This is a genomic window from Ruegeria sp. BF8, from assembly GCF_056538625.1.
The window spans coordinates 300483-324437 of the sequence record NZ_JBQFTL010000002.1 but is presented as its reverse complement, the minus strand read 5'-3'; the positions used below and the strand labels follow the sequence as shown (position 1 = coordinate 324437).

Genomic DNA, 23955 nt, shown 5'->3' with positions numbered 1-23955 from the left:
CCCGGCGAACGGCAGGGGCTTTTTGCTTGTCCGCTGCGGGCTTCAACCCTGTAGCGATTTGACCTCCACATCCCCTTCAGCCTGCGCCTTGATGGCCAGCGCGGCGGCATGGCTGGCCGCGGCCGTGGTGTAGTAGGGGATCTTGTCATAAAGCGCGATCGAGCGGATGGCCTTGCTGTCCTCAACTGCCTGCGCGCCTTCGGTGGTGTTCATGACCAACTGGACCTGACCGTCCTTCAGCATGTCCACCACATCGGGGCGGCCCTCGTACACCTTGTTGACCACGTCACAGGGCACGCCCTTGGACTCCAGCCATGTCTGTGTTCCGCGGGTGGCCACCAGCGAGAATCCCTGCTCGACCAGAACCTGCGCAGCCTCGATCATCGCCGGACCCTTGTCGGCATCCTTGATCGAGATGAAAGCCCGTCCCTTGGACGGCAGCACCATGCCCGCACCCATCTGCGCCTTGAGGAAGGCCCGCGGGAAATCGCGGTCCCAGCCCATGACCTCGCCGGTCGAGCGCATCTCAGGACCCAGGATGGTATCGACACCGGGGAAGCGGGCAAAGGGCAGCACCGCCTCTTTCACCGAGAACCAGGGCATGTCCGGGTCGGCCAGGGTCATCTGGTCGGCGATCTTGGTGTCCTGGCCTTCCTTGTAGGGCGGGCGTTGCGGGAAGTTCGACAGCGGCTCGCCCGCCATCACCCGCGCGGCGATCGAGGCAATGGCGCTGTCGGTCGCCTTGGCCACGAAGGGCACGGTGCGGCTGGCGCGCGGGTTGACCTCGATCAGGTAGACCTCGTCATCCTTGATCGCGAACTGCACGTTCATCAGGCCCACGACGTTCAGCGCCTTGGCCAGCTTGTAGGTCTGGTCCTTGATCTCGGCGATGATCTCTTTCGACAGCGAATATGGCGGCAGAGAACAGGCCGAGTCGCCCGAGTGCACACCGGCCTCTTCGATATGCTGCATGATGCCGGCCACATGGACATCCTTGCCGTCGCACAGCGCGTCCACGTCCAGTTCGACCGCGCCGGCCAAATAGCTGTCCAGCAGCACTGGGCTGTCTCCCGAGACCACCACGGCCTCATTGATGTAGCGCTTCAGCTGATCCATGTCGCGCACGATCTCCATCGCGCGGCCGCCCAGCACGTAGGACGGGCGGATCACCAGTGGGAACCCGATCTCTTCTGCAATCTCAAGCGCTTGCGCGTCGGTCGAAGCGATGCCGTTCTTGGGTTGTTTCAGGCCCAGATCGTTGACCAGTGCCTGGAACCGTTCGCGGTCTTCGGCCAGGTCGATCGCGTCGGGCGTGGTGCCCAGGATCGGAATACCTTCGGCCTCGAGCGCATTGGCCAGCTTCAGCGGGGTCTGACCACCGAACTGAACGATCACGCCGTGCAGGGTGCCGTTCTGCTGCTCGGTCCGCAGGATCTCCATCACATGCTCGAAGGTCAGCGGCTCGAAATACAGGCGGTCCGAAGTGTCGTAGTCGGTCGACACCGTCTCGGGGTTGCAGTTGACCATGATGGTCTCATACCCGGCATCCGTCAGCGCGAAACAGGCGTGGCAGCAGCAATAGTCGAACTCGATCCCCTGGCCGATCCGGTTGGGGCCGCCGCCCAGAATGACGACCTTCTTGCGGTCGCTGGGGCGCGCCTCGCATTCGACTTCGCCCATCGTGGGGGCCTCGTAGGTCGAATACATGTAGGGCGTCTGCGCCTCGAACTCGGCGGCGCATGTGTCGATCCGCTTGAACACGGCGGTGACGCCCAGATTGTGGCGGGCGCGGCGCACGTTGGCCTCGTCGCGGCCGGCCAGATTGCCCAGACGCGCGTCGGTAAAGCCCAGCATCTTGAGCCGGCGCAGGCCGTCCTCGGTCATCGGCAGGCCGTCCTTGCGAACGGTGCGCTCCGCGTCGATGATCTCGCGGATACGGGCCAGGAACCACGGGTCGAACTTGGTGACGGCAAAGATTTCGTCGTCGGTCAGACCGTGGCGCATCGCCTGCGCGATGGTGCGCAGACGGTCGGGTGTCTGCTGGCTGATGGCCTTGATGACATGTGCCTTGTCGTCGCTGCTTTCGACCGCATCCCATGGGCCGATGCTGAGGCCCGGAATTTCAACTTCGTCAAACCCGGTCAGGCCCGACTCCATCGAAGCCAGCGCCTTTTGCATCGATTCGTGGATGGTACGACCGATGGACATGGCTTCACCCACCGATTTCATTGCGGTGGTCAGGTAAGGCTCGGATCCGGGGAATTTCTCGAAGGCGAATTTCGGGATCTTGGTGACGACATAGTCGATGGTCGGTTCGAAAGACGCAGGCGTGACCTTGGTGATGTCATTGTCCAACTCGTCCAGCGTGTAGCCCACCGCCAGCTTGGCGGCGATCTTGGCGATCGGGAAGCCTGTCGCCTTCGATGCCAGCGCCGACGAGCGCGACACACGCGGGTTCATCTCGATCACGACCATGCGGCCGTCTGCCGGGTTGATCGCCCATTGCACGTTCGACCCGCCCGTTTCGACCCCGATCTCGCGCAGAACGGCGATCGAGCCGTTGCGCATGATCTGGTATTCCTTGTCGGTCAGCGTCAGCGCAGGGGCCACGGTGATCGAGTCACCGGTATGCACGCCCATCGGATCGACGTTCTCGATCGAGCAGACGATGATCGCGTTGTCGGCGGTGTCGCGCACCACCTCCATTTCATATTCTTTCCAGCCCAGAAGGCTTTCGTCGACGAGGATCTGGTTCACCGGCGAGGCATCCATGCCCGAGCGGCAAAAGTGGATGTAATCCTCACGGTTGTAAGCCACACCGCCGCCGGTGCCGCCCAGAGTGAAGGCCGGGCGGATGATCGCGGGCAAGCCGATGTTTTCCAACTCGTCCAGGGCCATCTGCACGCCGGCATCCAGATCGGCAGAGCCGTCGGCCTTTTTGGGAGCGGTGATGATGGTGGCCTTTGGGTTTTCAAGGCCCAGGCGGTCCATCGCTTCGCGGAACAGCTTGCGGTCCTCGGCCATCTCGATGGCCTCGCGCTTGGCCCCGATCATCTCGACGCCGAATTTTTCCAGCACGCCCATCTCCTCCAGCGCCAAGGAGGTGTTCAGGCCGGTCTGCCCGCCCATCGTAGGCAGCAGGGCGTCGGGGCGTTCCTTTTCGATGATCTTGGCGACGACCTCGGGCGTGATCGGTTCGATATAGGTGGCGTCGGCCAGTTCCGGGTCGGTCATGATCGTGGCAGGGTTCGAGTTCACCAGGATGACCCGATACCCTTCCTCGCGCAGCGCCTTGCAGGCCTGGGCGCCGGAATAGTCGAATTCGCAAGCTTGCCCAATGACAATGGGCCCCGCCCCGATGATCATGATCGACTGGATGTCGGTTCTCTTCGGCATGGCCTGGCCCCTTCGATTTTGCACGAGTCGCGGGCGCCGCCCATGCGCCCAAATTGTCGTGCGTTATAGGGACCCGGGCAAAAGGTGCAAGGGGGATCGGAAACGGAAGCGAAATTGCCGCTTTCCCCCCTTTCCCTTGGCACCGTATTCTCTATATGCCGCTGCACGACAGATGAGGAAGCAATTGCGCATTCGTTTCGATCATGGACCCGCCGGTCCGGGCACCGGTTTCGACCGGCCTGCCCAGGTGATCCGCGCCGACCGGGCGGAGCAGGTGCCCCAGGCATTGGCGGCGCTGGATGACGCGCGCGCGCAGGGCGGCTGGCTGGCCGGATATGCCAGCTACGAGCTGGGCTATGCGCTTGAGCCCAAACTGGCCGCAAGGCTGCCCGCGACCCGTCGATTGCCGCTGTTGTGTTTCGGGGTTTTCGATGGCCCGAGCGTGCAGGATCTGCCGTCCGGTGCGGCCGGGCTGACTGCGTTCCAGCCGCGTTGGAGCGAGGCGCGCTATGCCGAAGCCTTCCGCACCGTGCATGATGCGATCGGGGCCGGCGACATCTATCAGGCCAACCTGACCTTTCCCATCGACCTGGAAACCGAGGGCGAAAGCGCCGCGCTCTATGCCGCGCTGACCGCCGGACAGCCGGTCGGCCATGGCGCATTGGTCCAGCAGGACGGGCTGCCCGATCTGCTCAGCCGCTCGCCCGAGCTGTTCTTCCGCACCGATGCCGCCGGGATGATCGAGACCCGGCCGATGAAGGGTACCCAGCCGCGCAGCGCCGATCTGGCCGAGGACGCGCGGCGGCGCGATTTCCTGTCCTCGGACGAAAAGAACCGGGCCGAGAACCTGATGATCGTGGACCTGCTGCGCAATGACATCAGTCGCGTGGCGCTGCCGGGAACCGTTCAGGTGCCCGAGCTGTTCAAGGTCGAGACCTACGCCACCGTGCATCAGATGGTGTCGCTGGTGCAGGCGCGGCTGCAGGTGGGGGCCGGACTGTCCGACATCCTGTCGGCGCTGTTTCCCTGTGGATCGATTACCGGCGCCCCCAAGATCCGTGCGATGGAGATCCTGTCGGATCTGGAGCCATGGCCGCGCGACATCTACTGCGGCACCATCGGCTGGGCCGCCCCGGACGGGCGGTCGGAGTTCAACGTCGCGATCCGGACCTTGATGGTCGAGGGCAATCGGGCCACGTTGAACGTCGGCGGAGGCGTCGTCTGGGACAGCACCGCCGCGTCGGAATATGAGGAAGCGCTATGGAAAGCCCGGTTCGCGCACCAACTGAGCCTGATTTCCGCCTGATCGAAACCTTTGCGTTTCGGCCCGGGCAGGGGGTCGTGCGGCTGGAGCGCCACCTGCGGCGCATGGCGCGGACAGCGGACTGGCTGGGTGTTCAGTTCGACCTGCGGCGCGTGGGCGAGGTGGTGGCCGGCCTGTCCGGCGCGGACCCGCTGCGGTGCCGGTTGACTCTGGACGTGACCGGCAAGCCCGAGGTCACCACGGGGCCTCTGGCAGACAACCCGCCGGGCTGGTCGGTGGGCATCGCCACGCCGCGGTTGACGTCCTCGGATTTCTGGCTGCGCCACAAGACCACCCGCCGCGCGATCTATAATCAGGCGCGGGCGGAATTGCCCGACGGCGTGGATGAGATGTTGTTCCTGAACGAACGGGATGAACTGTGCGAGGGCACCATCACCAACCTGTTCGTCGAAACGGAAGACGGGCGTCTGCTGACACCGCCGGTTGCGGCGGGCCTGCTTCCGGGGATCCTGCGCGAGGAGTTGCTCGAAACCGGACGCGCGGCCGAGGCGGTTTTGACCCTGCATGACCTGGCCGCCGCGCACCGGATCTGGATGGGCAATTCCCTGCGCGGTTTGATCCCGGCCCGGGTGATATTGCCATGAGCGACCGCAGTTCCGCGCGTGGATTGCCGGTATCGAACCTGCGCCTGAAGGCTGAATTCGTGGCGTTCTATGTCGCCGTCCCCTTGCTGATCGCGGTTCTGTTTCCACCCGACTGGATGTTCCCGGCCCTATTCTTCTTCACCGCTGTCGGGATCGCCCTGCTGCACCGCACCCCGGGCTTTTCCTGGGCCGAGCTGCGCTATGGGTGGCGCAACTGGCGCTGGGCCGAGGTGATCGGGTTTTCATTGGCAATGGCGGCGATCTGTTCGGCCCTGGTGATGGCCACGCGCCCCGATGCGGCCTTTTTTCTGCTGCTGAACCGGCCCGAATTTCTGGCCGTGATCTGGCTGGGCTACCCGTTGCTGTCGGCGCTGCCGCAAGAACTGCTGTTCCGCACGCTGTTCTATCGCCGCTATCACGCGATCCTGCCTAACGGCGCGGCCTTGCCGTTGCTGAACTCCGGGCTGTTCGCCTTTGCCCACCTGATGTACTGGAGCTGGATCGTCACCGTGATGACATTCGCGGGCGGGCTGCTATTTTCATGGGCCTACCGCAAGCGCGGGTCGTTCTTCTATGCGGTGCTGCTGCACGCGATCGCAGGGAACATCATCTTTGCTGCCGGGCTGGGCGTGTTCTTCTATTCCGGCAACGTGCAGCGCCCGTTCTAACGGCGCTACTCGGCGGCGTCGCGCATGTCCTGATCGGGCTGATACAGATAGTCGCGCGTCAACGGCACCGCGTCGCGGCGATGGCCCAGCTGCAGTTGGAACACGGTTTGGTCGCGCTCTTCGAACACCAGGATGCAGGCGGTCAGATAGAACCTCCACATGCGGATGAACCGGTCATCATACATCGCGCGCACCTGGTCCAGATTGCTTTCGAACCGGTCGCGCCAGGCGCGCAGGGTCAGGGCATAATGCAGCCGCAGGCTTTCGACATCCAGAAACCACAAGCCGGTGCGCGCCACGGGCTTGACGATTTCTTCGAGCGACGGGACATAGCCGCCCGGGAAGATGTACTTGTTCAGCCAGGGCGACTGGCCGGTGGGCGGCCCGTTGCGGCCGATGGAATGGATCAACGCCACGCCGTCGGGCTTCAACAGGGCTGCGACCCGGTCGAAATAGGTGCGCAGCTGTGGCGCGCCCACATGCTCCAGCATCCCGACCGAGACGATCCGGTCGAACTGATCCTGCATCTGCCGGTAGTCCATCAGCCGAATTTCGATGCGGTCGGTCAGCCCGGCCTGCTGCACCCGCGCGGTCGCGGTGCGGTGCTGGTTCTGCGACAGGGTCAGCCCGGTCACCTGCACGCCGTGGTCACGCGCCAGCGTCAGGGCCAGCCCGCCCCAGCCACAGCCGATGTCCAGCACCCGCATGCCGGGCTCCAGGCACAGCTTGCGCGCGATATGCGCCTTTTTGGCGGCTTGCGCCTGTTCCAAAGTCATCCAGGGCTGCTGGAAATAAGCGCAGCTGTACTGCATGTCAGGATCCAGCATCAGCCGGTAGAAGTCGTCTGACAGGTCATAGTGATGCGCCACGTTGCGCCGCGCCGAGCGGACCGAGTTGCGCTGCAGGATTGGTCGCAGCAGATACCCGGCCCAGTCCTGGATCTGCTGCAGCAGGGGCAACGACCCGCTGGCCGCGCATCGAATCGCGATCCGCATGGCGCTTTCCAGGCCGCCTTCGTCGACGGTCAGGGTACCGTCCATGTAGCCCTCGCCAAATGCCATCTCGGGATTGCGCACCAAGCGCGCCATCAATGCGGGGTCATGCAGGGTGATATGCGCCTCGGGCTGCGTGGCGTCGCCATAGGTGCGCGCCGTCCCGTCAGGATAGGTGATCCGCAGAGTTCCGCGGGTGATGAAACCCCGCAATACGCGATCCAAAACAGCTTGCCACATCGGCCGAACATCTCCTTGCTCAAGGGGCCTGGCTCCCGCGTGCCGGGAAAACTATTCGAGTTCACCTGTCCAAAAGATAGCGATTTTTTCGAATTTGTCTGCATTCCGGGCTCCGATGGAGGCGCATCGTGCTCCAACCCTTGACTTCCCGACCCGATCGCGGTGTATCGGCGCGACGAATTCAGCGCCCGAAGGGATATCATCCATGCACGCCTATCGCAGCCACACCTGCGCCGATCTGACCGCCGCAAATGTCGGTGAAACCGTCCGCCTGTCGGGTTGGGTTCATCGGGTGCGAGATCACGGCGGCGTGCTGTTCATCGACCTGCGCGACCACTATGGCGTGACCCAGGTTCTGTGCGACGGCGACAGTGCTGCGTTCAGCGCGTTGGAGAAAGTGCGCTCGGAATGGTGCATCCGCATCGACGGCACGGTCAAGGCGCGCGATGCCGAGTTGGTGAACCCCAAGCTGCCCACCGGCGAGATCGAGGTCTATGTCCGCGAACTGGAAGTGCTGGGCGCGGCCGAGGAGCTGCCGCTGATGGTGTTCGGCGATCAGGAATACCCCGAGGAAACCCGCCTGCGCTATCGCTACCTGGACCTGCGTCGCGAGGCGATGCAGCGCAACATGGCACTGCGCTCGGACGTGGTGGCCAGCATGCGCCGCCGCATGTGGGATCAGGGCTTCCGCGAATATCAGACGCCGATCATCACCGCGTCCAGCCCCGAGGGCGCGCGCGACTTCCTGGTGCCCTCGCGCCTGCATCCGGGCAAGTTCTATGCGTTGCCGCAGGCGCCGCAGCAGTTCAAGCAGCTGATCATGGTGTCGGGCTTCGACAAGTATTTCCAGATCGCGCCCTGCTTCCGTGACGAGGACCCGCGCGCCGACCGGTCGCCCACGGATTTCTACCAGCTCGACCTCGAGATGTCCTTCGTAACCCAGCAGGACGTGTTCGACACGATCCAGCCAGTTCTGACGGGAATCTTCGAAGAATTCGGCGGTGGCCGGAAGGTTGATCAGGAATGGCCGCAGATTTCCTACAAAGACGCGGCGCTGTGGTATGGCACCGACAAGCCCGATCTGCGCAACCCGATCAAGATGCAGGTGGTGTCGGAACACTTCCGCGGGTCCGGTTTCGCGATCTTCGCCAAGCTGCTGGAACAGGAAGGCACCGAGATCCGCGCGATCCCCGCGCCGGGTGGCGGCAGCCGCAAGTTCTGCGACCGAATGAACGCCTTTGCACAGAAAGAAGGTCTGCCCGGCATGGGCTATATCTTCTGGCGTGATCAGGGTGAGGGGATGGAAGCGGCCGGCCCGCTGGCCAAGAACATCGGCCCCGAACGCACAGAGGCAATTCGCCAGCAGCTGGGCCTTGGGGTTGGTGACGCGGCGTTCTTCTTGGGTGGTAAGCCCAAAGCCTTTGAAAAAGTCGCCGGCAAGGCGCGCGATGTTATCGGCGAGGAACTGGGCCTGACCGACAAAGACCGGTTCGCCTTTGCCTGGATCGTGGATTTCCCGATCTACGAGAAGGACGAGGAAACCGGCGAGATCGATTTCGAACACAACCCGTTCTCGATGCCGCAGGGTGGCATGGAGGCGCTGCAGGGCGACCCGCTTGAGGTCAAGGGCTATCAGTACGACCTGGCCTGCAACGGTTACGAGCTGGTGTCGGGTGCGATCCGGAACCACAAGCCCGAGATCATGCTCAAGGCCTTCGAGCTGGCCGGTTATGGCGAGGACGAGGTCAAAAGTCGCTTTGGCGCGCTGTTCAACGCGTTCCACTATGGCGCTCCGCCGCACGGGGGTTGCGCCGCCGGTATCGACCGGATCGTGATGCTGCTTGCGGACGAGGCCAACATCCGCGAGGTCATGATGTTCCCGATGAACCAGCGCGCCGAAGATCTGATGATGCAAGCGCCGTCGGACCCGACTTCGGATCAGCTGATGGAACTGGGCCTGCGGGTCATCCCTCAGGAATGAGCCAAGGACCGTACACAGAGTGTGAAAAACCTTTGGGTGCGGTCAAAACTACTGCGGTGGCGCGAAGCGAATTTTCCGCCAAGCACTTCAGTGCTTATCGGTGCCCGCGTTTTCCAAGTGGCTAAAATCCCTTGAACTTGAAATCAGTCCAGCCAGTTCGGCTGTTTTTCGCGGTTGGCGCGAATGGTCCGTGCGGATCTGCGGGTGTGCCAATACCACCAAGCGCAGAGCATGGCTGTTGTCACGAAATAGGCCAGTGTCATTCAGATCGCCTTTCGTCTTTCAAGACGGCTTTGGACAAGACCGGCAACGCGCGCAGCCAAAGCTGTTACCGGAGCGCCCTTGGCGCGCGAGGATGCGAGGTCATGGGCTGCTTGTTCCAGAACCGTGTCCTCGGCATCTCGGGCAACACCGCGCAGGAATTGCGCGGCATAGTCCAGCGTGCGTGAATCCGCAGGCCCGGTCAGAACATCTGCGATATGCGCCATGTCATCCTGATAAGCCAGCGGATCGGGGCAGATCTGTTCGTCTTTGACGGATTGGAGCGAACCCGGACGGCGGTCTTCGGGGAGGTTCTCCAAGATGGCCCTTTGGAAGCTGATCAGCGAATTCAACGGTTTCGCTAGAAAACCATCGGCTCCGGCTTGCAAGGCAAGCGTTTCGGCGCAGTTGTCGCCGGACATACCAAGGATGACGCTGATACGTGGGGAAACCGCGTTCAGTTCCGCGATCAGGTCTGCGCCAGAGCCGTCCGGCAGACCCATATCAACCACGATCACCGACGGGCGATAGATCTGAAGGTGCCTGCGCGCCGACCTCAGGCAATCGGCCCGGCGGATGCGGGCGCCGCTGTGCAGGCACATCAGTCGCATTGCATCACAGGCATAACGACTGTCCTCGACAACCAGAATGGTCTGACCCAGCAAAGGCCGGGTGGCGCTGGGGGCGACGGTGGATGGGGCGAACGGCACCGAATCGTCCATGGCAGAACTCCTTTCAGCAGATGCCTCACGCTAGGAACTCCTGGCTAACACAGGGTTAACGCGCGTTTTGGCGCACTTGCCCTTTGACAGGGCAGCCCCCATAAACGCTGCAACGCAGAACAGAGGAGACCGCCATGATTGGCCGCCTAAACCATGTCGCCATCGCCGTGCCCGACCTCGAGGCCGCATCCGCCCAATACCGCAACGCGCTGGGCGCCAAGGTTGGTGAACCTCAGGATGAACCGGACCATGGCGTTACGGTGGTCTTCATCGAACTGCCCAATACCAAGATCGAGCTACTGTACCCGCTGGGCGACGACAGCCCGATCAACGGCTTCCTGGAAAAGAACCCGGCGGGTGGCATCCACCATGTCTGTTATGAGGTCGAAGACATCATCGCCGCACGGGATCACCTGAAGGCGACCGGTGCCCGCGTTCTCGGAACCGGAGAACCCAAAATCGGCGCGCACGGCAAGCCCGTGCTGTTTCTGCACCCCAAGGACTTCAACGGGTGCCTTGTGGAGCTGGAGCAAGTCTGAGCCGGGCTGAGGAGGCGTCGAAATGACAATCACTGCTGCGTTGGTTTTGTTCGCCGTGATCTGGTTCATGACCTTGTTGGTCGTGCTGCCGGTCCGCATCAAGACGCAAGGCGACCTGGGCGACATCGTGCCGGGGACCCATGCGGGCGCTCCGGAAGTTCACCACATGAAGAAAAAGATCTGGATCACCACCGGTATTTCTATCGTGTTGTGGGCGGTGATCGCAGGGATCATTGTATCTGGCGTGATTTCAGTTCGTGATTTCGACTGGTTGAACCAGATGGAACCGCGCGAGTAATCAGCGCTCGGCCTGTCGCGACAGCCCATGAAAGATATGCGTGAACGTTGCGGCTCCGATGATCGGAATGAAAAGGTTCACCAGCGGGACCGACAGGGGGATGGCCATCAAGGTTCCAGCGACCCAGATCGTCCCGGCATGGCGTGCCCGCAACGCCCGCGCACCGTCGCGCCCGATCCGGCGCATGGCCGCCAGCGTGAAATACTCCCGACCCAGCAAAAACCCGTTCATTCCCCAAAAGATGAACGGAGCGAGGGGTGTGAACAGCGCGTAAAGGACCAACGCCAATACGTTGGCCACAATCAACACGCCCAAGAATCCCAGCGAGTCCAGCACCGCATCCCAGATCGGGACGGACGGAACAGGGGGTAGGTTCGGGTAATGCCGGTCTTCAACGGCCTGTGCGACCTCATCCAGAAACATCGATGTGATGGCTGAGGCCACCGGCACCATCAGAAAGACCGGCAGGATCAGAACCAGAAAGATCCCTGAATAGTTCAGAACGTCGTTCAACCACGGGACGTCGCCGACAAATGGCAGCGCGATCTCCTGACCAGCAAGGGCGTTGATGCCCCAAATCGCCGCCGCACAGGCAACAACAAGCAGCACTATCGTCAGGCCGACACCGCGCAGTAGCACCGATCTGAAACGAGAATCGCCGAGCTGCCCCAAGGCCGCGAAGAACGCGTTGAGGATAATCATTCCGTCACCCACTCGGTGATCGCGGCCACGTCCGGGCGGGGCCTTTCGGGCGGAGTGGCCCCTTCGGTTGCGATGTGAATCAGTCCGGCAATGCGTTCATTGTCGGCCAGGCCCAAACCGCGTTCGCAGAATTCGCGGTCGTGCGACTGCCAACCTGAAAGCCAGTTGGCACCCCAACCCGCAGCAAGGGCTGCGTTGAGCAGTGCAAGGCAGACCGCCCCGGCCGAGTAGGTTTGTTCGATTCCAGGGATTTTCGGCGATGGTTTCTGCACTTCGATGACGGCAACAGCGAGATGACCCATATCGAACTGACTGCGGGCCTTGGCAATGTCTTCGGGGCTTTTCCCCAGCGTAACGCCTCGTTCCTCGGTCAGATCGGCCAATCGCGGCATTGCGCCCTTCTCGATGACGATGAACCGCCAAGGTTCCAACTTGCCATGATCGGGGCTGCGAGCGGCTGCGGTCAGCAACGGGATCAATTCGTCGCGGGTCGGCGCCGGGGCCATCAACGTCTTGGCGGGCCGCGACCTGCGCGACTGCAGGAACTCGAACGCAGCCGGGTTTTTCAGCGTCATATGTTAAATTCCTTTACATGGTTCTGTCGTATCTCGGGCAGACACGCGCCGGTTTCAAGGGCAAGATGTAAAACTGTTGCATATTGTGCCACCCGGCACCGTCCAAATGCGGAAGAGAACGTGATGGCAAAACCGAAACTGCGAAACCTGCCGGACCTTGCGCATCTGGCGCGACCCGGGCAATCGATTCCCGTGCGGGTGACTCCCAAAGCTGCGCAGGACCGGATTTCTTTCGGCGGGACGACAGTACACATCGCTGTCACCGCTGTGCCCGAGGATGGAAAGGCGAACCAGGCCGTGGTCAAGCTGCTGGCCCGGGCCATGGGTGCTTCACCGTCAGCTTTGACGCTGAAAAAAGGCCATACAGGGCGCGACAAGGTGTTTGTCTACGATCCCTAGGCTGGTGTCTCCCTGATTTGATACACCCCTTCGGGCAGATCCAGAGCGGCGGCAAGATCGCGCACCTGTTCGGGCGAAAGGGTGATTTTCTGCATCTGGTCCGTTCGGGGGTCCAACTGCTCGATCGTTACGCACTCGGCGAAACTGTTGATCACCACGTCTTCTTGCAAAGGCTCCGGGCCTTCGTCCACCAGGGTAATGACTGTCGAGTCGAATTCATGCTCAATCGAAAACATGTTCCCAGACTGCCCAGCCTGCGATCGCAATGCAACCCGCTGATTGGGTTTCGGGCTGTGGTCAGGGGGGCCACATCGCGCTAAGCTTTCCTGCCGGCACGAACAGAAAGGATCCGGAATGCACCGCCTCAGGTTTTTGCTGGTCTTGGTTGTGTCCGCATGCACTGCGGGCGGGTTCATTGCTGTTGATGATTGGTCACCATCCTCGCCCGAACTACGCGACTCGGCACTGACGTTTCAGCAGGTCAGCAGGTCGGTCGGGGCAGCCGCGCAAAAAGTCTGTCAGCGCGAGACACGGGGGCAAAACTGCGATTTCGGCATTCTGATCGACACGGATCCGTTTGCCGAGCCAAATGCGTTCCAGACGTTGGACAAGGATGGGCGCCCGTTCATCATTTTCACGCAGGAAATGGTCAAGTCGACGCAGAACGCTGACGAGATGGCGTTCGTGATGGGGCACGAGGCGGCGCATCACATCCTGGGCCATATAGCCCGGCAGGTAAGAAACGCCAAGGAAGGGGCTCGAATTTTCGGAGAACTGGCTGAGGCGCAAGGCGAGGACGCGGCAGGAATTGAACGTGCTCAGAAGCTGGGTGCTGAAGTCGGAGTTCAGAGCTACACGAAAGAATTCGAGCTGGAAGCGGACCGGATGGGAACTTTGATCACCTATTCGGCTGGGTACAATCCGCTGGTCGGCATGGCCTATTTCGGTCGGATTCCAGATCCGGGTGACCGCTTTCTGGCGTCTCATCCGCCCAATGCCAAGCGCATCGAAGTTGTTCTGGAAACAGCCGCCCAGCTCGGCCTGACCCAATGACCCAGATCCAGCGGATGGGGGTTGTTCTGACGGATCGAGGCTCGAAATACGCGGTGAGCGGTGCTCCCGTCAGGTCGCGGGATGAGGTCGATGCGGTATTGCGCGACATTAAATCGGACAAGGCATATGCCAAGGCGACCCATAACACGTGGGCCGCGATTTTGCCGACCGGCGCTCTCAAGGCAGATGATGGCGAAACCGGTGCGGGGATGGTCATATTGCGCATGTTGGAACGCGCCGGTGTGCAGGATCACGTGGTCATTGTGACCCGATGGTATGGCGGCAAAAAGCTGGGCGGAGATCGTTTCAGGCGGGTCCAGGACGCCACACGGGCCTACCTTGACCACCTGGGGGTTGTCTCTTGACCTGAATCAAGGGCACCGTGGGGTTATGGCGCTAGGGTTCTTTTCAGCGAGACAGCGAAAGGAACTCGGATGTCCAGACGCGAAGAATTGCGCCGCCACGCCGCTTTGGTGGATCGAATGGCCCTGAAACTGGGCGTTGACCTGCAGGAGGCCGCAATCGGCGGTTCGGTTTCCATCGACGAAATCACCGACGCGGTGCTGCGCTGTACAGGCTGTACAAACCCCTATCACTGCGACCGCGCGTTGGCGCTTCAAAACAGCGACGGACGGCCACCGGAGTATTGCCGAAACCAGGATTTGCTGGCCAGGCTTGCACCCTAGCGCGGACGGGCAGAACCATGAACGTCCTTGGCCAGACCATGAAGCATGTACGCCTTGTTCTGCGGATGGGGCAGGCGACCGGCGTTGACCTTGTAGATGCCCATCTCACGGGTCGGCTCAGTCCCGACGAATGGGCGCGCATGGTGGGACGGTGCCGGGGCTGCGAGTGGGCTTGCGACTGTAGCGACTGGCAGACGCACCGAGGTGACAGGGTTGAGGCCCCGGAGACATGTCCGAACAGGAACCGATTCGCCAAACTTAAGACGCTGCAGAATCAGGAAAAACAATGAAACTTGTGCGACTCGGAGACATAGAAAAACACTTCTGGCTGACGCGGTCGGTTGCGCGCTGCATGGAAATCTCGCTGTCCGAAGCCATCGCCGAAGGGCGGCTGACCGCGCAGGGATACAGCGAAATGGTGACCCGTTGTCGAGCCGCTGACTGCAGCGAAAGATGTGCCGTCTGGCTTGCGTGCCAACAGAGCCGGGCGACCGCCGCCCCGGAATTTTGCGCGAATGCCAAGGCTTTGAATGCGCTGACCTGATTGGCCTAAAGCTTGGAATGGCTTCCGTCGCACAGCGGCGGATTAGCGGTTTGCTTGCATCCGCAGAAGAAGACCTTCTTGCTTGATTCTGCTACATATTTTACCGGCTCGATCCCGGTTTCCTTGTGCGAACCGTCGCAGAATGGCTGACGTTTGGAGCGTCCGCAAGCGCACCAGAAGTAGCTTTTGCCTTCAGTCACCTCGATGGGGTAGGGCGATTTCTGGGCGATTTGAGATCCTTTTGGCATTCTGGCGCTCCGGCTGTTGAAAGGGACATCCGAGAGCTTAGCCCAACGCAGAGAAATGTGTAGTTCGCGCGTCCCGGTCCGGCGGTGGCACGTCGCGGTGCAAGCGTGGATTCGCCTCTGATCACACGGATGTGACCGTATCTGTTGCCAGAAAGCCGAACTGCCCGTATCCTTAGCCTGGCCCCGAAAAGTTGGGCAATATCAGAAAAGTATTAAAGGATTGATGGACATGAAACTGAAATTCGCTGCCGCCGGCGCCTTTGTTTTGATCCTGACTGCTTGCTCGCAGCAGGAAGAGCCCACCCCGGTTTACGTTCAGCCAAGCTATGACAAATATGGCTCGCCCAGCTGTTCGGCAGGCTATGAACTGGCCACCACCGAGGCCGGCCAGACCGTGTGTAACCCGGTCACTCAATAAGCTTTTTGCAGACGGTCCCGATTTGGGGGCCGTCTGCCTTCGTCCGCCGGATGGCGGTTCAGCGCACCAGCTTCCCCCACAGATCGTATTCACCAGCCTCGTCGACCTGAACAAGGACGATGTCACCGGGTTTCAGGTTTTCGTGACCGTCGTCGATGAATAGGTTGCCGTCGATCTCGGGCGCGTCTGACTTGGTGCGGCAGGTGGCGGCTTCGGCATCCACCTCATCCACGATCACTTGGATCCTCTGGCCCACTTTCGACGCCAGTTTCGCTTCGGAAATCGCCTGGGCCTTTTGCATGAAGCGCTCCCAGCGCTCTTGCTTGATCTCATCCGGGACGTGATCCGGCAAGTCGTTCGAGCGGGCCCCTTCAACGTTTTCGTATTGGAAGCACCCGACGCGATCCAACTGCGCCTCGTCCATCCAATCCAGCAGGGTCTGGAACTCGGCCTCGGTCTCCCCCGGGTAGCCGACAATGAAGGTCGATCGCAGCGTGATGTCGGGGCAAATCGCGCGCCAGGCGGCGATCTCGTCCAGTGTCTTGGCGCCGGCAGCGGGGCGCGCCATTCGTTTCAGAACGTCCGGATGCGCGTGTTGGAACGGGATGTCCAAGTAGGGCAAAAGGTTGCTGCCTGCATCCGCCATCAGCGGGATCAACTCGCGCACATGTGGATAGGGGTAGACGTAGTGCAGTCGTATCCACGCATCCAGTTGGCCCAGTTCACGGGCCAGATCGGTAATGTGGCTGCGCACCTCCCGGTCTTTCCAGGGGTTCACGTCGTATTTTCGATCCAGGCCAAAGGCCGAGGTGTCCTGGCTGATCACCAGCAATTCGCGCACACCGCTGTCGACCAGTTTTTCAGCCTCGCGCAAAACCGCGTGGGCCGGTCGGCTGGCCAGTTTTCCGCGCATATCCGGGATGATGCAGAATTTGCACTTGTGATTACAGCCCTCGGAAATCTTGAGATAGCTGTAGTGGCGCGGGGTCAGCTTCACGCCCGAAGCCGGCAACAGATCCACATACGGATTGGGATCAGGCGGAACGGCGGCGTGAACGGCATCCAGCACCTGTTCATACTGGTGCGGCCCGGTCACGGCCAGGATCCGGGGGTGATGTTCGCGGATGTAGTCAGGTTCCGCGCCCAAGCACCCGGTCACGATGACCTTGCCATTTTCCACCAGCGCCTCGCCGATTGCTTCGAGGCTTTCGGCCTTGGCGCTGTCCAGAAACCCGCAGGTGTTCACGATCACGGCATCCGCACCTGAATAGTTGGGCGAGATCCCGTATCCTTCGGCGCGCAGGCGCGTCAGGATGCGCTCGCTGTCGACCAGTGCCTTGGGACATCCCAAGGACACCATTCCGATGGTGGGTTGGCCGCTGCGCGGTGCGTCGGTGATCCGGGCTGCGGGTGCCAGATCGGGGCGTAGGTTTGGCGGGTTGGTGCTCATTGCGCGGCATATAGTGGGGAAATCTTCCCCTTGCAAATCCTTCGCACGCGAGGAACATCGAAGCTGAGGCAAAAAGCCGGCAAGGCAGAGAGCAAATCATGAAGTGGCTGATACGCATTCTATTCATTCTGGTTGCGGTCGCGGGGCTGGTGATCGGGGCGTTGCTTTTGATGCCCGGCGACAAGCTGGGCAAAATCCTCGCCGAACAGGTCAAGGCGCAGACCGGACGTGAACTGACATTGTCCGGTGATGTCCGCCTGTCCTTTTGGCCGGTTCTGGGAATGGAAACCGGGCCGGTTACGTTTGGGAACGCGCCTTGGGCCAGCTCAGAACCGATGCTGAGCGCGCAAAGCCTGGCAGTTGGCGTGGATGCCTCAGCGCTGCTGGCGGGGGATGTGCGTATCCGGCGCGTCGTGGCCGAAGATCCGGTCTTGCGGCTGGAGCTGTCACAAGGGCGGGGCAACTGGGAAATGTCGGCGCCGCAAACCGGAGCGTCAAACACGGGCTCTGGCAATGCAGATGCGCCCGCACCCAATTCTGCGGCACCAGCCGAGACCGGAACCGTGACCCTGGACCGATTGGAGCTCAGCAACGCGCGTCTTGTTTATGTGGAAAACGGTGTCCCTCAGATGGACTTTTCCGGGGTCGATCTGAAGGCCAGTTGGCCCGATGTCACTGCGCCGATGAAGATGAGCGCTTCAATGCCGGTGCCCGGTGGCGCGGTTGAGGTTGATCTGGAAATTCCTGATTTACCTGCCTTCTCCAGTGGCGCGGTGACGCCATTGGTTCTTGGCCTGACAGCGCCGGGCGGAGAGATCAGCTTTGACGGACGCGTCAACCTGGCCGGTGAAATGGACGGCAAAACTCATGTCCGGACTACAAACACCGACGCGATGCTAGCCGCTTTTGGTCAGGGTGGGGTGTCAGTCCCCATGGGACTTGGACGGGTCGCGGATGTGTCCGGCCAGATGACCTACACCAAGGATGGGCGCATTTCCTTGCGGGATATGCGGGCAGTTCTGGATCAGAACAGTTTTGACGGTGCCGCAGATATCGTTATCGCGAGCCCACCGAAGATTACTGCGCGGCTGAGTACTGGTGACCTTGACCTGACGCAGGCAACGGCCGGCAGCGCGCCCAACAGCGGCGGCACGGGCGGAGGAGGCAAACAAGCGGCCGAAGGCTGGTCCCAGGCGCCGATCGACGCGTCACCCCTTTCGTTGGCAAATGGAACGATCCGGTTGAAAGCCAATTCGATCGCTATTCCGGATATGACCTTTGGCCCCAGCGATCTGAGCCTTAGTCTGGATCGGTCGCGTGCGGTTCTGAAAATGGAACCGGCCACGCTGTTTTCCGGAAAGCTGACCGGAGAAGTCGTGGCCAACAACAGAAACGGACTGTCGGTCGGGGGCAACCTGACCGCCACCGGTATCGACCTCAAGCAGGCTTTGACCACCTTGGGCGGTATCGAACGTCTGTCCGGTACTGCGTCCGGAACGTTGCAATTTCTGGGGGTGGGGCAAACCGAAGCCCAAATCATGCGCTCACTCAGCGGCAAGGGCAGCCTGGACGTCGGCAAGGGGGTGATCGCCGGGTTTGATCTGGATCGTTTGATGGGGCGCGGCGAAGGCAGTGGAGGAACCACCGTCTTTAACAGCCTGACTGCCACCTACACGATTCAGGACGGCAACCTGACGAACAACGATCTTCTGATGCAGCTTGACAATTTCCGGGCCGACGGTGCGGGCCGCGTCGGGCTGGGCGCGCGCGATATCGACTATGTGTTCACGCCGGTTGCGCTGCGGGCGAACGGGGGTAATGGCATTGCCGTGCCCGTGCGGATCAAGGGGCCGTGGAGTGATCCGTCGATCAAGCCCGACCTGAGCAAGGTGATCGAAGCTGCGACGGAAGAGAAGCTCAAAGAACTGGAGCAGGACGCGAAGGACAAGGCGCTGAAGAAGGTGGGAGAGGAGTTGAATACAACCATTTCCGACAGGGAACAGGTCGAAGACGCGCTGAAGCAGAAGCTTGAAGATGAGGCCAAGAAGAGTTTGCTGAAACTGCTCGGACGGGATTGAGAAAGGGGCGCTGCAGCGCCCCTTATTTGCTCAGATCGTCTGGTCGTAGTCGCCCACACCCGGCTCGGTGCGGATCACGGCATCGATATCGGCGAAAATTGCCCGCATCTCATCTTCGCTCTCGCTGCTTTCGCAGACCACCACCAGGTTGGGCGTGTTCGAAGACGCCCGGACCAGGCCCCAACTGCCATTGTCGAGGATGACGCGGGCACCATTGACGGTCACGACTTCCTTGATCGGCCGACCGGCCAATGTTTCACCCGCCTCTGCCTTGGCAACGAGCTTGTCCACCAAGCGGGCGAGAATGTCATATTTTTCGGTATCGGCAGCATAGGGCGACATGGTCGGGGTCGACCATGTCTTGGGCAGGGCGCGACGCAGATCGGACATGCTCTGTCCCGGATTGCGGTCCATCAGTTTGCAGATTTCCACCGCGACCCGCATTCCGCAGTCGTATCCACGCCCGATTGGCTCGGCCAGAAAGTAATGGCCCGACTTTTCGAACCCGGCCAACGCGCCGATTTCCTTCACGCGCCGTTTCATGTGGCTGTGGCCGGTTTTCCAGTAATCCGCCTTGACGCCATGGGCCTGCAGTTCGGGATCGCTTGCAAACAGGCCGGTCGATTTAACGTCGGCCACGAAGGTCGCGCCGGGATGCAGCTTGGCCAAATCGCGGGCCATGATGACACCGACCTTGTCGGCAAAGATCTCCTCGCCCTCGTCATCGACCACACCGCAGCGATCGCCGTCTCCGTCAAACCCAAGCGCGAGGTCCGCCCCGCTGGCTTTGACGGCGTCTGCCATGTCGTGCAACATCTCCATCGCTTCGGGGTTCGGGTTGTAGTTGGGGAAGGTGTAATCCAACCGGTTGTGGCTGGGTACGACCTCGACGCCGATCCGCTCAAAGATCTCGGGGGCAAAGGCAGATGCGGTGCCGTTCCCTGTCGCGCACACCACTTTGAGGGGGCGCGACATTTTGAAATCACCGACCAGATCGTCGATATAGGCCTCTTTCACGCCGTCCACGAATTCATAGGACCCGCCGGGGCGTGCCACGCCTTCGCCGTTCAGCACGATGTCGCGCAGCTCGGCCATTTCGTCAGGGCCGTGGGTCAGAGGGCGGTCAAAGCCCATCTTCACCCCGGTCCAGCCGTTGGGGTTGTGGCTGGCCGTCACCATGGCGACTGCAGGAACATCCAGGTGGAATTGGGCGAAATACGCCATCGGGCTGAGCGCCGGGCCAATATCCTTGACCTGGATGCCGGCCTGCATGAGGCCCAGAATCAACGCATTCTTGATCGCCAGAGAATAGTCGCGGTAGTCGTTGCCGACCGCGATCACCGGCTCGATCCCACGCTTGTGCATCTGAGTTCCCAAACCAAGACCAAGAGCCGTCATCCCCGGCAGGTTGATCTCGTCCGGGTATTTCCAGCGGGCATCGTATTCACGAAACCCGGTGGGTTTGATCATCGCATCGCGCAGAAAGCTCCAGGTGTTCGGGGTCACCTCGGGGATTGGTTTGGTCATGGAAAATCTCGATCGTTAAATCTGAACTGGGTTGGCCTTGGCCAGGGCATCGAAACGCATCAATGTGTCAATCAGTTGGCCCATTTGGTCCAACGGGATCATATTCGGCCCATCAGACGGCGCCGTGTCCGGATCCTGATGCGTTTCAATGAATACGGCACCGACGCCCAGGGCCACGGCCGCGCGGGCCATTACCGGTGCAAATTCCCGCTGCCCGCCGGACGAGCCGCCTCGGCCACCGGGCTGTTGAACGGAATGGGTTGCATCCATGACAACCGGATACCCGGTTTGCGCCATTTGCGGCAGGGATCGCATGTCGGCGACAAGCGTATTGTAGCCAAACGAGGTTCCGCGCTCGGTCAGCAGGATGTTGTGGTTGCCCGTGCTTTCGATCTTTTCGACGATGTTTGGCATTTCCCAGGGGGCCAGGAACTGACCCTTCTTGACGTTGACGGCCTTGCCTGTTTCTCCGGCTGCCAGCAGCATGTCTGTCTGGCGGCACAGGAAGGCCGGGATTTGCAGGATATCCACTGCTTCGGCCGCGATGGCACATTGCGCTTCAGTGTGGACATCCGTCAGGACCGGAATACCCATCGTTTTGCGAATGTCATCCAGCACCTTCAGCCCGGCCTCGATCCCCATGCCGCGTTTCCCGGACAGGGACGTACGGTTGGCTTTGTCATATGAGGCCTTGAACACATACTGTGCCCCCGCGGCTTCACAGGCTTCTTTCATCCTTCCCGCGATCATCTGTGCGTGATCCGCCGTTTCAAGCTGGCAAGGGCCCGCGATGATGGTCAGCGGAAGGTCGTTGCCAACGGTGACGTTGGCTATTTTTACATGTTTCATGAGCTCTACGAGGATACCTGTTCACGAAGGACTGACGTAGTCAGCGAAATCATCAGGTAGATACCAGCAAACAACAGGAAAGCCAAAATCGTATTTTCGAACTTTCGCGGATAGGTGGGCTCCTGACTGGCGACCGGGTTCACGGAAACGGTGAGGTATCGAACCTTGCGGTTGGCCTCGGTCCGGGCGGTTTCCATTTGCTGCATGGCCGATTGCAGCATCATGTCCCGTGCGGCCAGATCGGCCTGTGCCATCTGGATCCGAACGCTCAACCGCGCCAGCGAGTTTTCGCCGGCGGAGGCGTCCAGCATCTCGGCATTGAGCTCTTCGAGCACGGCCTCAAGCCGGTTGATGTCGGCTTGGACGCCGTCGACCTTGGCTTTGTTCGGCCGAAGGTTGTCCAGCAACGCTGCCAGTTCCAATTCCTTGTCTTGAAGCTGTATCTCGATCTCGTTGATGCGGGCGCGCAGCCCGGCAATCACGTTTTCGGGGTCCAGAACGGCACCCTGCAACTGCAGTTCGATCAGCGCTTCCTGGGCTTTGCGCCGTTCTTCCTGAGCGTCCTCGAAGGACTGCAGAGCGTCCCGCATCTGATCTTCGCGCTTCAGTTCGGTGAGGCCGTTGATCTTTTCTTCGGCGTAGGAGATCAGCAGATTTGACAGGTCGACGGCAGTGTCCGGGTCGGGTGCCACAACCTCCATCCGGATGATACCGTCGCTGGGATCATAGCCGATTGTGACCATTCGCTTGTACAGTTTGAACGCCTCTTCCAGCGTGGCGTCCTGAGGCAGTCTTTGAATCGGATCTATCCAGTCCTGCTTGAAAATCTCGGCAAAACCAGTGTCCCGTTCCAGACGGTTGAGCGCATCCTTGGATTCAAGGAACTCCTGGGTCGCGACCGAGTCCTGCGTGGTGGCGTATTGCGTCCCGGCCAAAAGCCCGCCGATCTCACCAGCGCCACCATCTGCCTGTAGAATGGAAAACGCGGACTCGCTGGCGTACATCGGAGTGGCTATGCGATAGAAGTAATAGCCGACAATAATCGTGGGCAGCAGAACAAAGGCGAATAGACGGGCAAACAGACCAAACAGCTTTCGTCTGCGCCGACGGGCGATATCCTTCTGAATCTGGCCGATTTCGAATTCGCGCCGCTGTGCCGGGCTCCATTCGGGGCCGGGAAGGGTCTGTTGCTTTTCTTTCACCGTTTGCGGCAGTTGGATCGTGACCTTGTCTTTTGGCTGGTCTTCCGCATCCGCGGTATCGGAAGAACCCGCCGCAAAATCCAGAAGGTTGGAGCGCGGAAACGGATCGATCCCCTTTTTTCGTAGCAGACGCACGGCATCGTAGTCCGACGTCGCAGCCAGACCGTGTTTCTGCGCCATGCGTCGGGCTATGCGCAGTTGACGACCGGTCAACCCTTCTTTCTTGATGGCATCCAGTTCAGTTCCGGCCGGGGCTTCCTCGGCCGGTTGAGTTGCTTTTCGGATGCGCGAAATCGCCTCGGCACGCGCCTCGACCGTGCCTTCGGCCTGCGAGGCATGGTTCGGGTCGTATTTTTTAACCTTGGGTTTGGTAGTCATATAGCTGCGTCGCCTCTTCCAAGGAGTCAAACATATGAAGCTGCCCATCCACAAGCACGGCGGCCTGGCGGGCGAATTTTTCGAGGGTTTTGGGATTGTGTGACACAATCACCAAAGTCGTGGTTCGCAAGCGTTCCTGCAGGATTGAACCTGCTTTTTTGTTGAATTCGACATCGGTGGTGGCAGGCATACCTTCGTCGATCAGGTACATGTCGAAATCCAGGGCCAGCATCAACGAAAAGGTGAAACGGGCGCGCATGCCGGCTGAGTATGTCGCCAAGGGTTGGTTGAAATACTCGCCCAAGTCGCACATCCAACTGCAGTAAGCCTCGACATAGTCGGGGTCCATTCCATAAATCTTGGCGATGTAACGGGCATTCTCGAGCGCGGACATCTTCTTGGAAACGCCGCCGGCAAAGCCCATGGGGAAAGACACCCGGCACTCTCGGCGGATCACGCCTTCGTCGGGCTTTTCGAGGCCGGCCATCATGTTGATAAGCGTGGTTTTTCCGGTGCCGTTCGGGGCCAGAACGCCAAGTGATTTTCCCAGCTCGACCCGGAACGAGACCCTGTCCAGGATCACCTTGCGGCGAGTCCCGGTCCAAAAGGACTTGCTGACATTCTCGAACTCAAGCATTCACTGCCTGCTCATGTTTTTGCTTTGGGTGCGGCCACCGGTGGCTGTCTGACGGCCGGGTGTTCTACCGCTCCATGTTGGCCACATTATGTCGAAATATGAAACAAATGTTCAATGCGCGTTCGATACGCCTGACCACAATTGTGGCGCACAGAGCCGACAACTGGATCGGTTTGCGGGAACGACTATGATCCATCCTAGGAT

26 protein-coding genes are annotated in these 23955 nt (G+C 60.9%); 14 read left to right on the top strand and 12 right to left on the bottom strand.

Annotated features, from left to right (window positions below; all coding sequences use genetic code 11):
* Positions 1-42: 42 nt before the first annotated feature.
* The gene (gene carB / locus ACR0LD_RS09140; RefSeq protein WP_480636568.1) at positions 43-3396 is read right to left on the bottom strand and encodes a carbamoyl-phosphate synthase large subunit; all 3354 of its coding nucleotides are present in this window, start codon (positions 3394-3396) and stop codon (positions 43-45) included.
* A 184-nt stretch (positions 3397-3580) separates the two neighbouring features.
* On the opposite strand from carB, the gene ACR0LD_RS09135 reads away from it, so the two are divergent.
* From ACR0LD_RS09135 to ACR0LD_RS09125, 3 genes are read left to right on the top strand one after another with little or no spacing between them, the layout of a single operon-like run.
* A complete protein-coding gene (locus ACR0LD_RS09135; RefSeq protein ID WP_480636566.1) occupies positions 3581-4702 on the top strand; it encodes an aminodeoxychorismate synthase component I in 1122 nt (373 codons plus the stop codon).
* A complete protein-coding gene (locus ACR0LD_RS09130; RefSeq protein ID WP_480636564.1) occupies positions 4657-5304 on the top strand; it encodes an aminotransferase class IV family protein in 648 nt (215 codons plus the stop codon). The genes ACR0LD_RS09135 and ACR0LD_RS09130 overlap by 46 nt, the downstream gene beginning before the upstream one ends.
* On the top strand, positions 5301-5972 hold the full coding sequence (locus tag ACR0LD_RS09125; RefSeq protein ID WP_170441693.1) for a CPBP family intramembrane glutamic endopeptidase: 672 nt from the start codon (positions 5301-5303) through the stop codon (positions 5970-5972). The genes ACR0LD_RS09130 and ACR0LD_RS09125 overlap by 4 nt, the downstream gene beginning before the upstream one ends.
* 5 nt (positions 5973-5977) lie before the next feature.
* Here ACR0LD_RS09125 and ACR0LD_RS09120 read toward each other — a convergent pair whose 3' ends face one another.
* The gene (locus ACR0LD_RS09120; protein WP_480636562.1) at positions 5978-7204 is read right to left on the bottom strand and encodes a class I SAM-dependent methyltransferase; all 1227 of its coding nucleotides are present in this window, start codon (positions 7202-7204) and stop codon (positions 5978-5980) included.
* Positions 7205-7409: 205 nt separating this feature from the next.
* Between ACR0LD_RS09120 and aspS the strand changes: the two genes are divergently transcribed.
* Positions 7410-9185 (top strand): aspartate--tRNA ligase, encoded by a 1776-nt coding sequence (gene aspS, locus ACR0LD_RS09115; protein ID WP_170441700.1) that lies wholly within the window; start codon positions 7410-7412, stop codon positions 9183-9185.
* Between the two features lie 263 nt (positions 9186-9448).
* On the opposite strand, the gene ACR0LD_RS09110 is transcribed toward aspS, so the two are convergent.
* Entirely contained in the window at positions 9449-10168 is a 720-nt protein-coding gene (locus ACR0LD_RS09110) for a response regulator (protein WP_480636560.1), read from the bottom strand.
* 134 nt (positions 10169-10302) lie between these two features.
* Here ACR0LD_RS09110 and mce point away from each other — a divergent pair, with 134 nt between their 5' ends.
* Both mce and ACR0LD_RS09100 read left to right on the top strand, forming a co-directional pair.
* On the top strand, positions 10303-10707 hold the full coding sequence (mce, locus tag ACR0LD_RS09105) for a methylmalonyl-CoA epimerase (protein WP_093964690.1): 405 nt from the start codon (positions 10303-10305) through the stop codon (positions 10705-10707).
* A gap of 22 nt (positions 10708-10729) precedes the next feature.
* On the top strand, positions 10730-11005 hold the full coding sequence (locus tag ACR0LD_RS09100; protein ID WP_093964691.1) for a DUF1467 family protein: 276 nt from the start codon (positions 10730-10732) through the stop codon (positions 11003-11005).
* On the opposite strand, the gene ACR0LD_RS09095 is transcribed toward ACR0LD_RS09100, so the two are convergent.
* Together ACR0LD_RS09095 and ACR0LD_RS09090 are read right to left on the bottom strand one after the other, a co-directional pair.
* A complete protein-coding gene (locus ACR0LD_RS09095) occupies positions 11006-11707 on the bottom strand; it encodes an EI24 domain-containing protein (RefSeq protein WP_480636558.1) in 702 nt (233 codons plus the stop codon). It lies immediately after the preceding gene.
* A complete protein-coding gene (locus ACR0LD_RS09090) occupies positions 11704-12282 on the bottom strand; it encodes a nitroreductase family protein (protein ID WP_170390917.1) in 579 nt (192 codons plus the stop codon). Before ACR0LD_RS09090 ends, ACR0LD_RS09095 begins: the two co-directional genes overlap by 4 nt.
* 123 nt (positions 12283-12405) lie before the next feature.
* On the opposite strand from ACR0LD_RS09090, the gene ACR0LD_RS09085 reads away from it, so the two are divergent.
* The gene (locus ACR0LD_RS09085; protein ID WP_480636557.1) at positions 12406-12681 is read left to right on the top strand and encodes a DUF167 domain-containing protein; all 276 of its coding nucleotides are present in this window, start codon (positions 12406-12408) and stop codon (positions 12679-12681) included.
* On the opposite strand, the gene ACR0LD_RS09080 is transcribed toward ACR0LD_RS09085, so the two are convergent.
* The gene (locus ACR0LD_RS09080) at positions 12678-12917 is read right to left on the bottom strand and encodes a hypothetical protein (RefSeq protein WP_093964694.1); all 240 of its coding nucleotides are present in this window, start codon (positions 12915-12917) and stop codon (positions 12678-12680) included. The genes ACR0LD_RS09085 and ACR0LD_RS09080 overlap by 4 nt on opposite strands.
* A gap of 118 nt (positions 12918-13035) precedes the next feature.
* Between ACR0LD_RS09080 and ACR0LD_RS09075 the strand changes: the two genes are divergently transcribed.
* The 5 genes from ACR0LD_RS09075 (at position 13036) to ACR0LD_RS09055 (ending at position 14964) form a co-directional block, all read left to right on the top strand.
* Positions 13036-13734, top strand: a complete 699-nt coding sequence (locus ACR0LD_RS09075) for a M48 family metalloprotease (protein ID WP_480636555.1) — start codon at positions 13036-13038, stop codon at positions 13732-13734.
* Positions 13731-14099: a YigZ family protein gene (locus ACR0LD_RS09070; RefSeq protein WP_480636553.1), complete on the top strand. Its 369-nt coding sequence runs from the start codon at positions 13731-13733 to the stop codon at positions 14097-14099. The genes ACR0LD_RS09075 and ACR0LD_RS09070 overlap by 4 nt, the downstream gene beginning before the upstream one ends.
* 69 nt (positions 14100-14168) lie before the next feature.
* Positions 14169-14420 carry a DUF6455 family protein gene (locus ACR0LD_RS09065; RefSeq protein ID WP_170357168.1) on the top strand — a complete coding sequence of 84 codons (252 nt, stop codon included), beginning with the start codon at positions 14169-14171 and terminating at the stop codon, positions 14418-14420.
* Between the two features lie 17 nt (positions 14421-14437).
* Entirely contained in the window at positions 14438-14710 is a 273-nt protein-coding gene (locus ACR0LD_RS09060; RefSeq protein ID WP_280525634.1) for a DUF6455 family protein, read from the top strand.
* Positions 14707-14964, top strand: a complete 258-nt coding sequence (locus tag ACR0LD_RS09055) for a DUF6455 family protein (RefSeq protein ID WP_170357169.1) — start codon at positions 14707-14709, stop codon at positions 14962-14964. The genes ACR0LD_RS09060 and ACR0LD_RS09055 overlap by 4 nt, the downstream gene beginning before the upstream one ends.
* Before the next feature lie 5 nt (positions 14965-14969).
* Here the strand turns inward: ACR0LD_RS09055 and ACR0LD_RS09050 are convergent, their stop codons facing one another.
* Positions 14970-15212 (bottom strand): CDGSH iron-sulfur domain-containing protein, encoded by a 243-nt coding sequence (locus tag ACR0LD_RS09050; RefSeq protein ID WP_170340652.1) that lies wholly within the window; start codon positions 15210-15212, stop codon positions 14970-14972.
* A 229-nt stretch (positions 15213-15441) separates the two neighbouring features.
* Between ACR0LD_RS09050 and ACR0LD_RS09045 the strand changes: the two genes are divergently transcribed.
* Positions 15442-15630 (top strand): hypothetical protein, encoded by a 189-nt coding sequence (locus ACR0LD_RS09045; RefSeq protein ID WP_244952318.1) that lies wholly within the window; start codon positions 15442-15444, stop codon positions 15628-15630.
* A 58-nt stretch (positions 15631-15688) separates the two neighbouring features.
* On the opposite strand, the gene rimO is transcribed toward ACR0LD_RS09045, so the two are convergent.
* Positions 15689-17080 carry a 30S ribosomal protein S12 methylthiotransferase RimO gene (gene rimO / locus ACR0LD_RS09040; protein ID WP_480636551.1) on the bottom strand — a complete coding sequence of 464 codons (1392 nt, stop codon included), beginning with the start codon at positions 17078-17080 and terminating at the stop codon, positions 15689-15691.
* A 98-nt stretch (positions 17081-17178) separates the two neighbouring features.
* On the opposite strand from rimO, the gene ACR0LD_RS09035 reads away from it, so the two are divergent.
* Complete coding sequence (locus tag ACR0LD_RS09035; protein ID WP_480636550.1) at positions 17179-19158, top strand: AsmA family protein; 1980 nt, start codon at positions 17179-17181, stop codon at positions 19156-19158.
* Positions 19159-19188: 30 nt separating this feature from the next.
* Here ACR0LD_RS09035 and ACR0LD_RS09030 read toward each other — a convergent pair whose 3' ends face one another.
* Genes ACR0LD_RS09030 through ACR0LD_RS09015 form a run of 4 tightly spaced genes read right to left on the bottom strand, consistent with a single transcriptional unit; the run spans position 19189 to position 23751 of the window.
* A complete protein-coding gene (locus tag ACR0LD_RS09030; protein ID WP_170357172.1) occupies positions 19189-20685 on the bottom strand; it encodes a phosphomannomutase/phosphoglucomutase in 1497 nt (498 codons plus the stop codon).
* Positions 20686-20700: 15 nt separating this feature from the next.
* A complete protein-coding gene (kdsA, locus tag ACR0LD_RS09025) occupies positions 20701-21534 on the bottom strand; it encodes a 3-deoxy-8-phosphooctulonate synthase (protein WP_170340066.1) in 834 nt (277 codons plus the stop codon).
* Between the two features lie 5 nt (positions 21535-21539).
* Positions 21540-23114, bottom strand: coding sequence for a KpsE/RkpR family capsule polysaccharide export protein (locus ACR0LD_RS09020; RefSeq protein WP_480636548.1), 1575 nt, complete (start codon positions 23112-23114; stop codon positions 21540-21542).
* The gene (locus ACR0LD_RS09015; protein WP_093964707.1) at positions 23092-23751 is read right to left on the bottom strand and encodes an ABC transporter ATP-binding protein; all 660 of its coding nucleotides are present in this window, start codon (positions 23749-23751) and stop codon (positions 23092-23094) included. The genes ACR0LD_RS09020 and ACR0LD_RS09015 overlap by 23 nt, the downstream gene beginning before the upstream one ends.
* Positions 23752-23955: the final 204 nt, after the last annotated feature.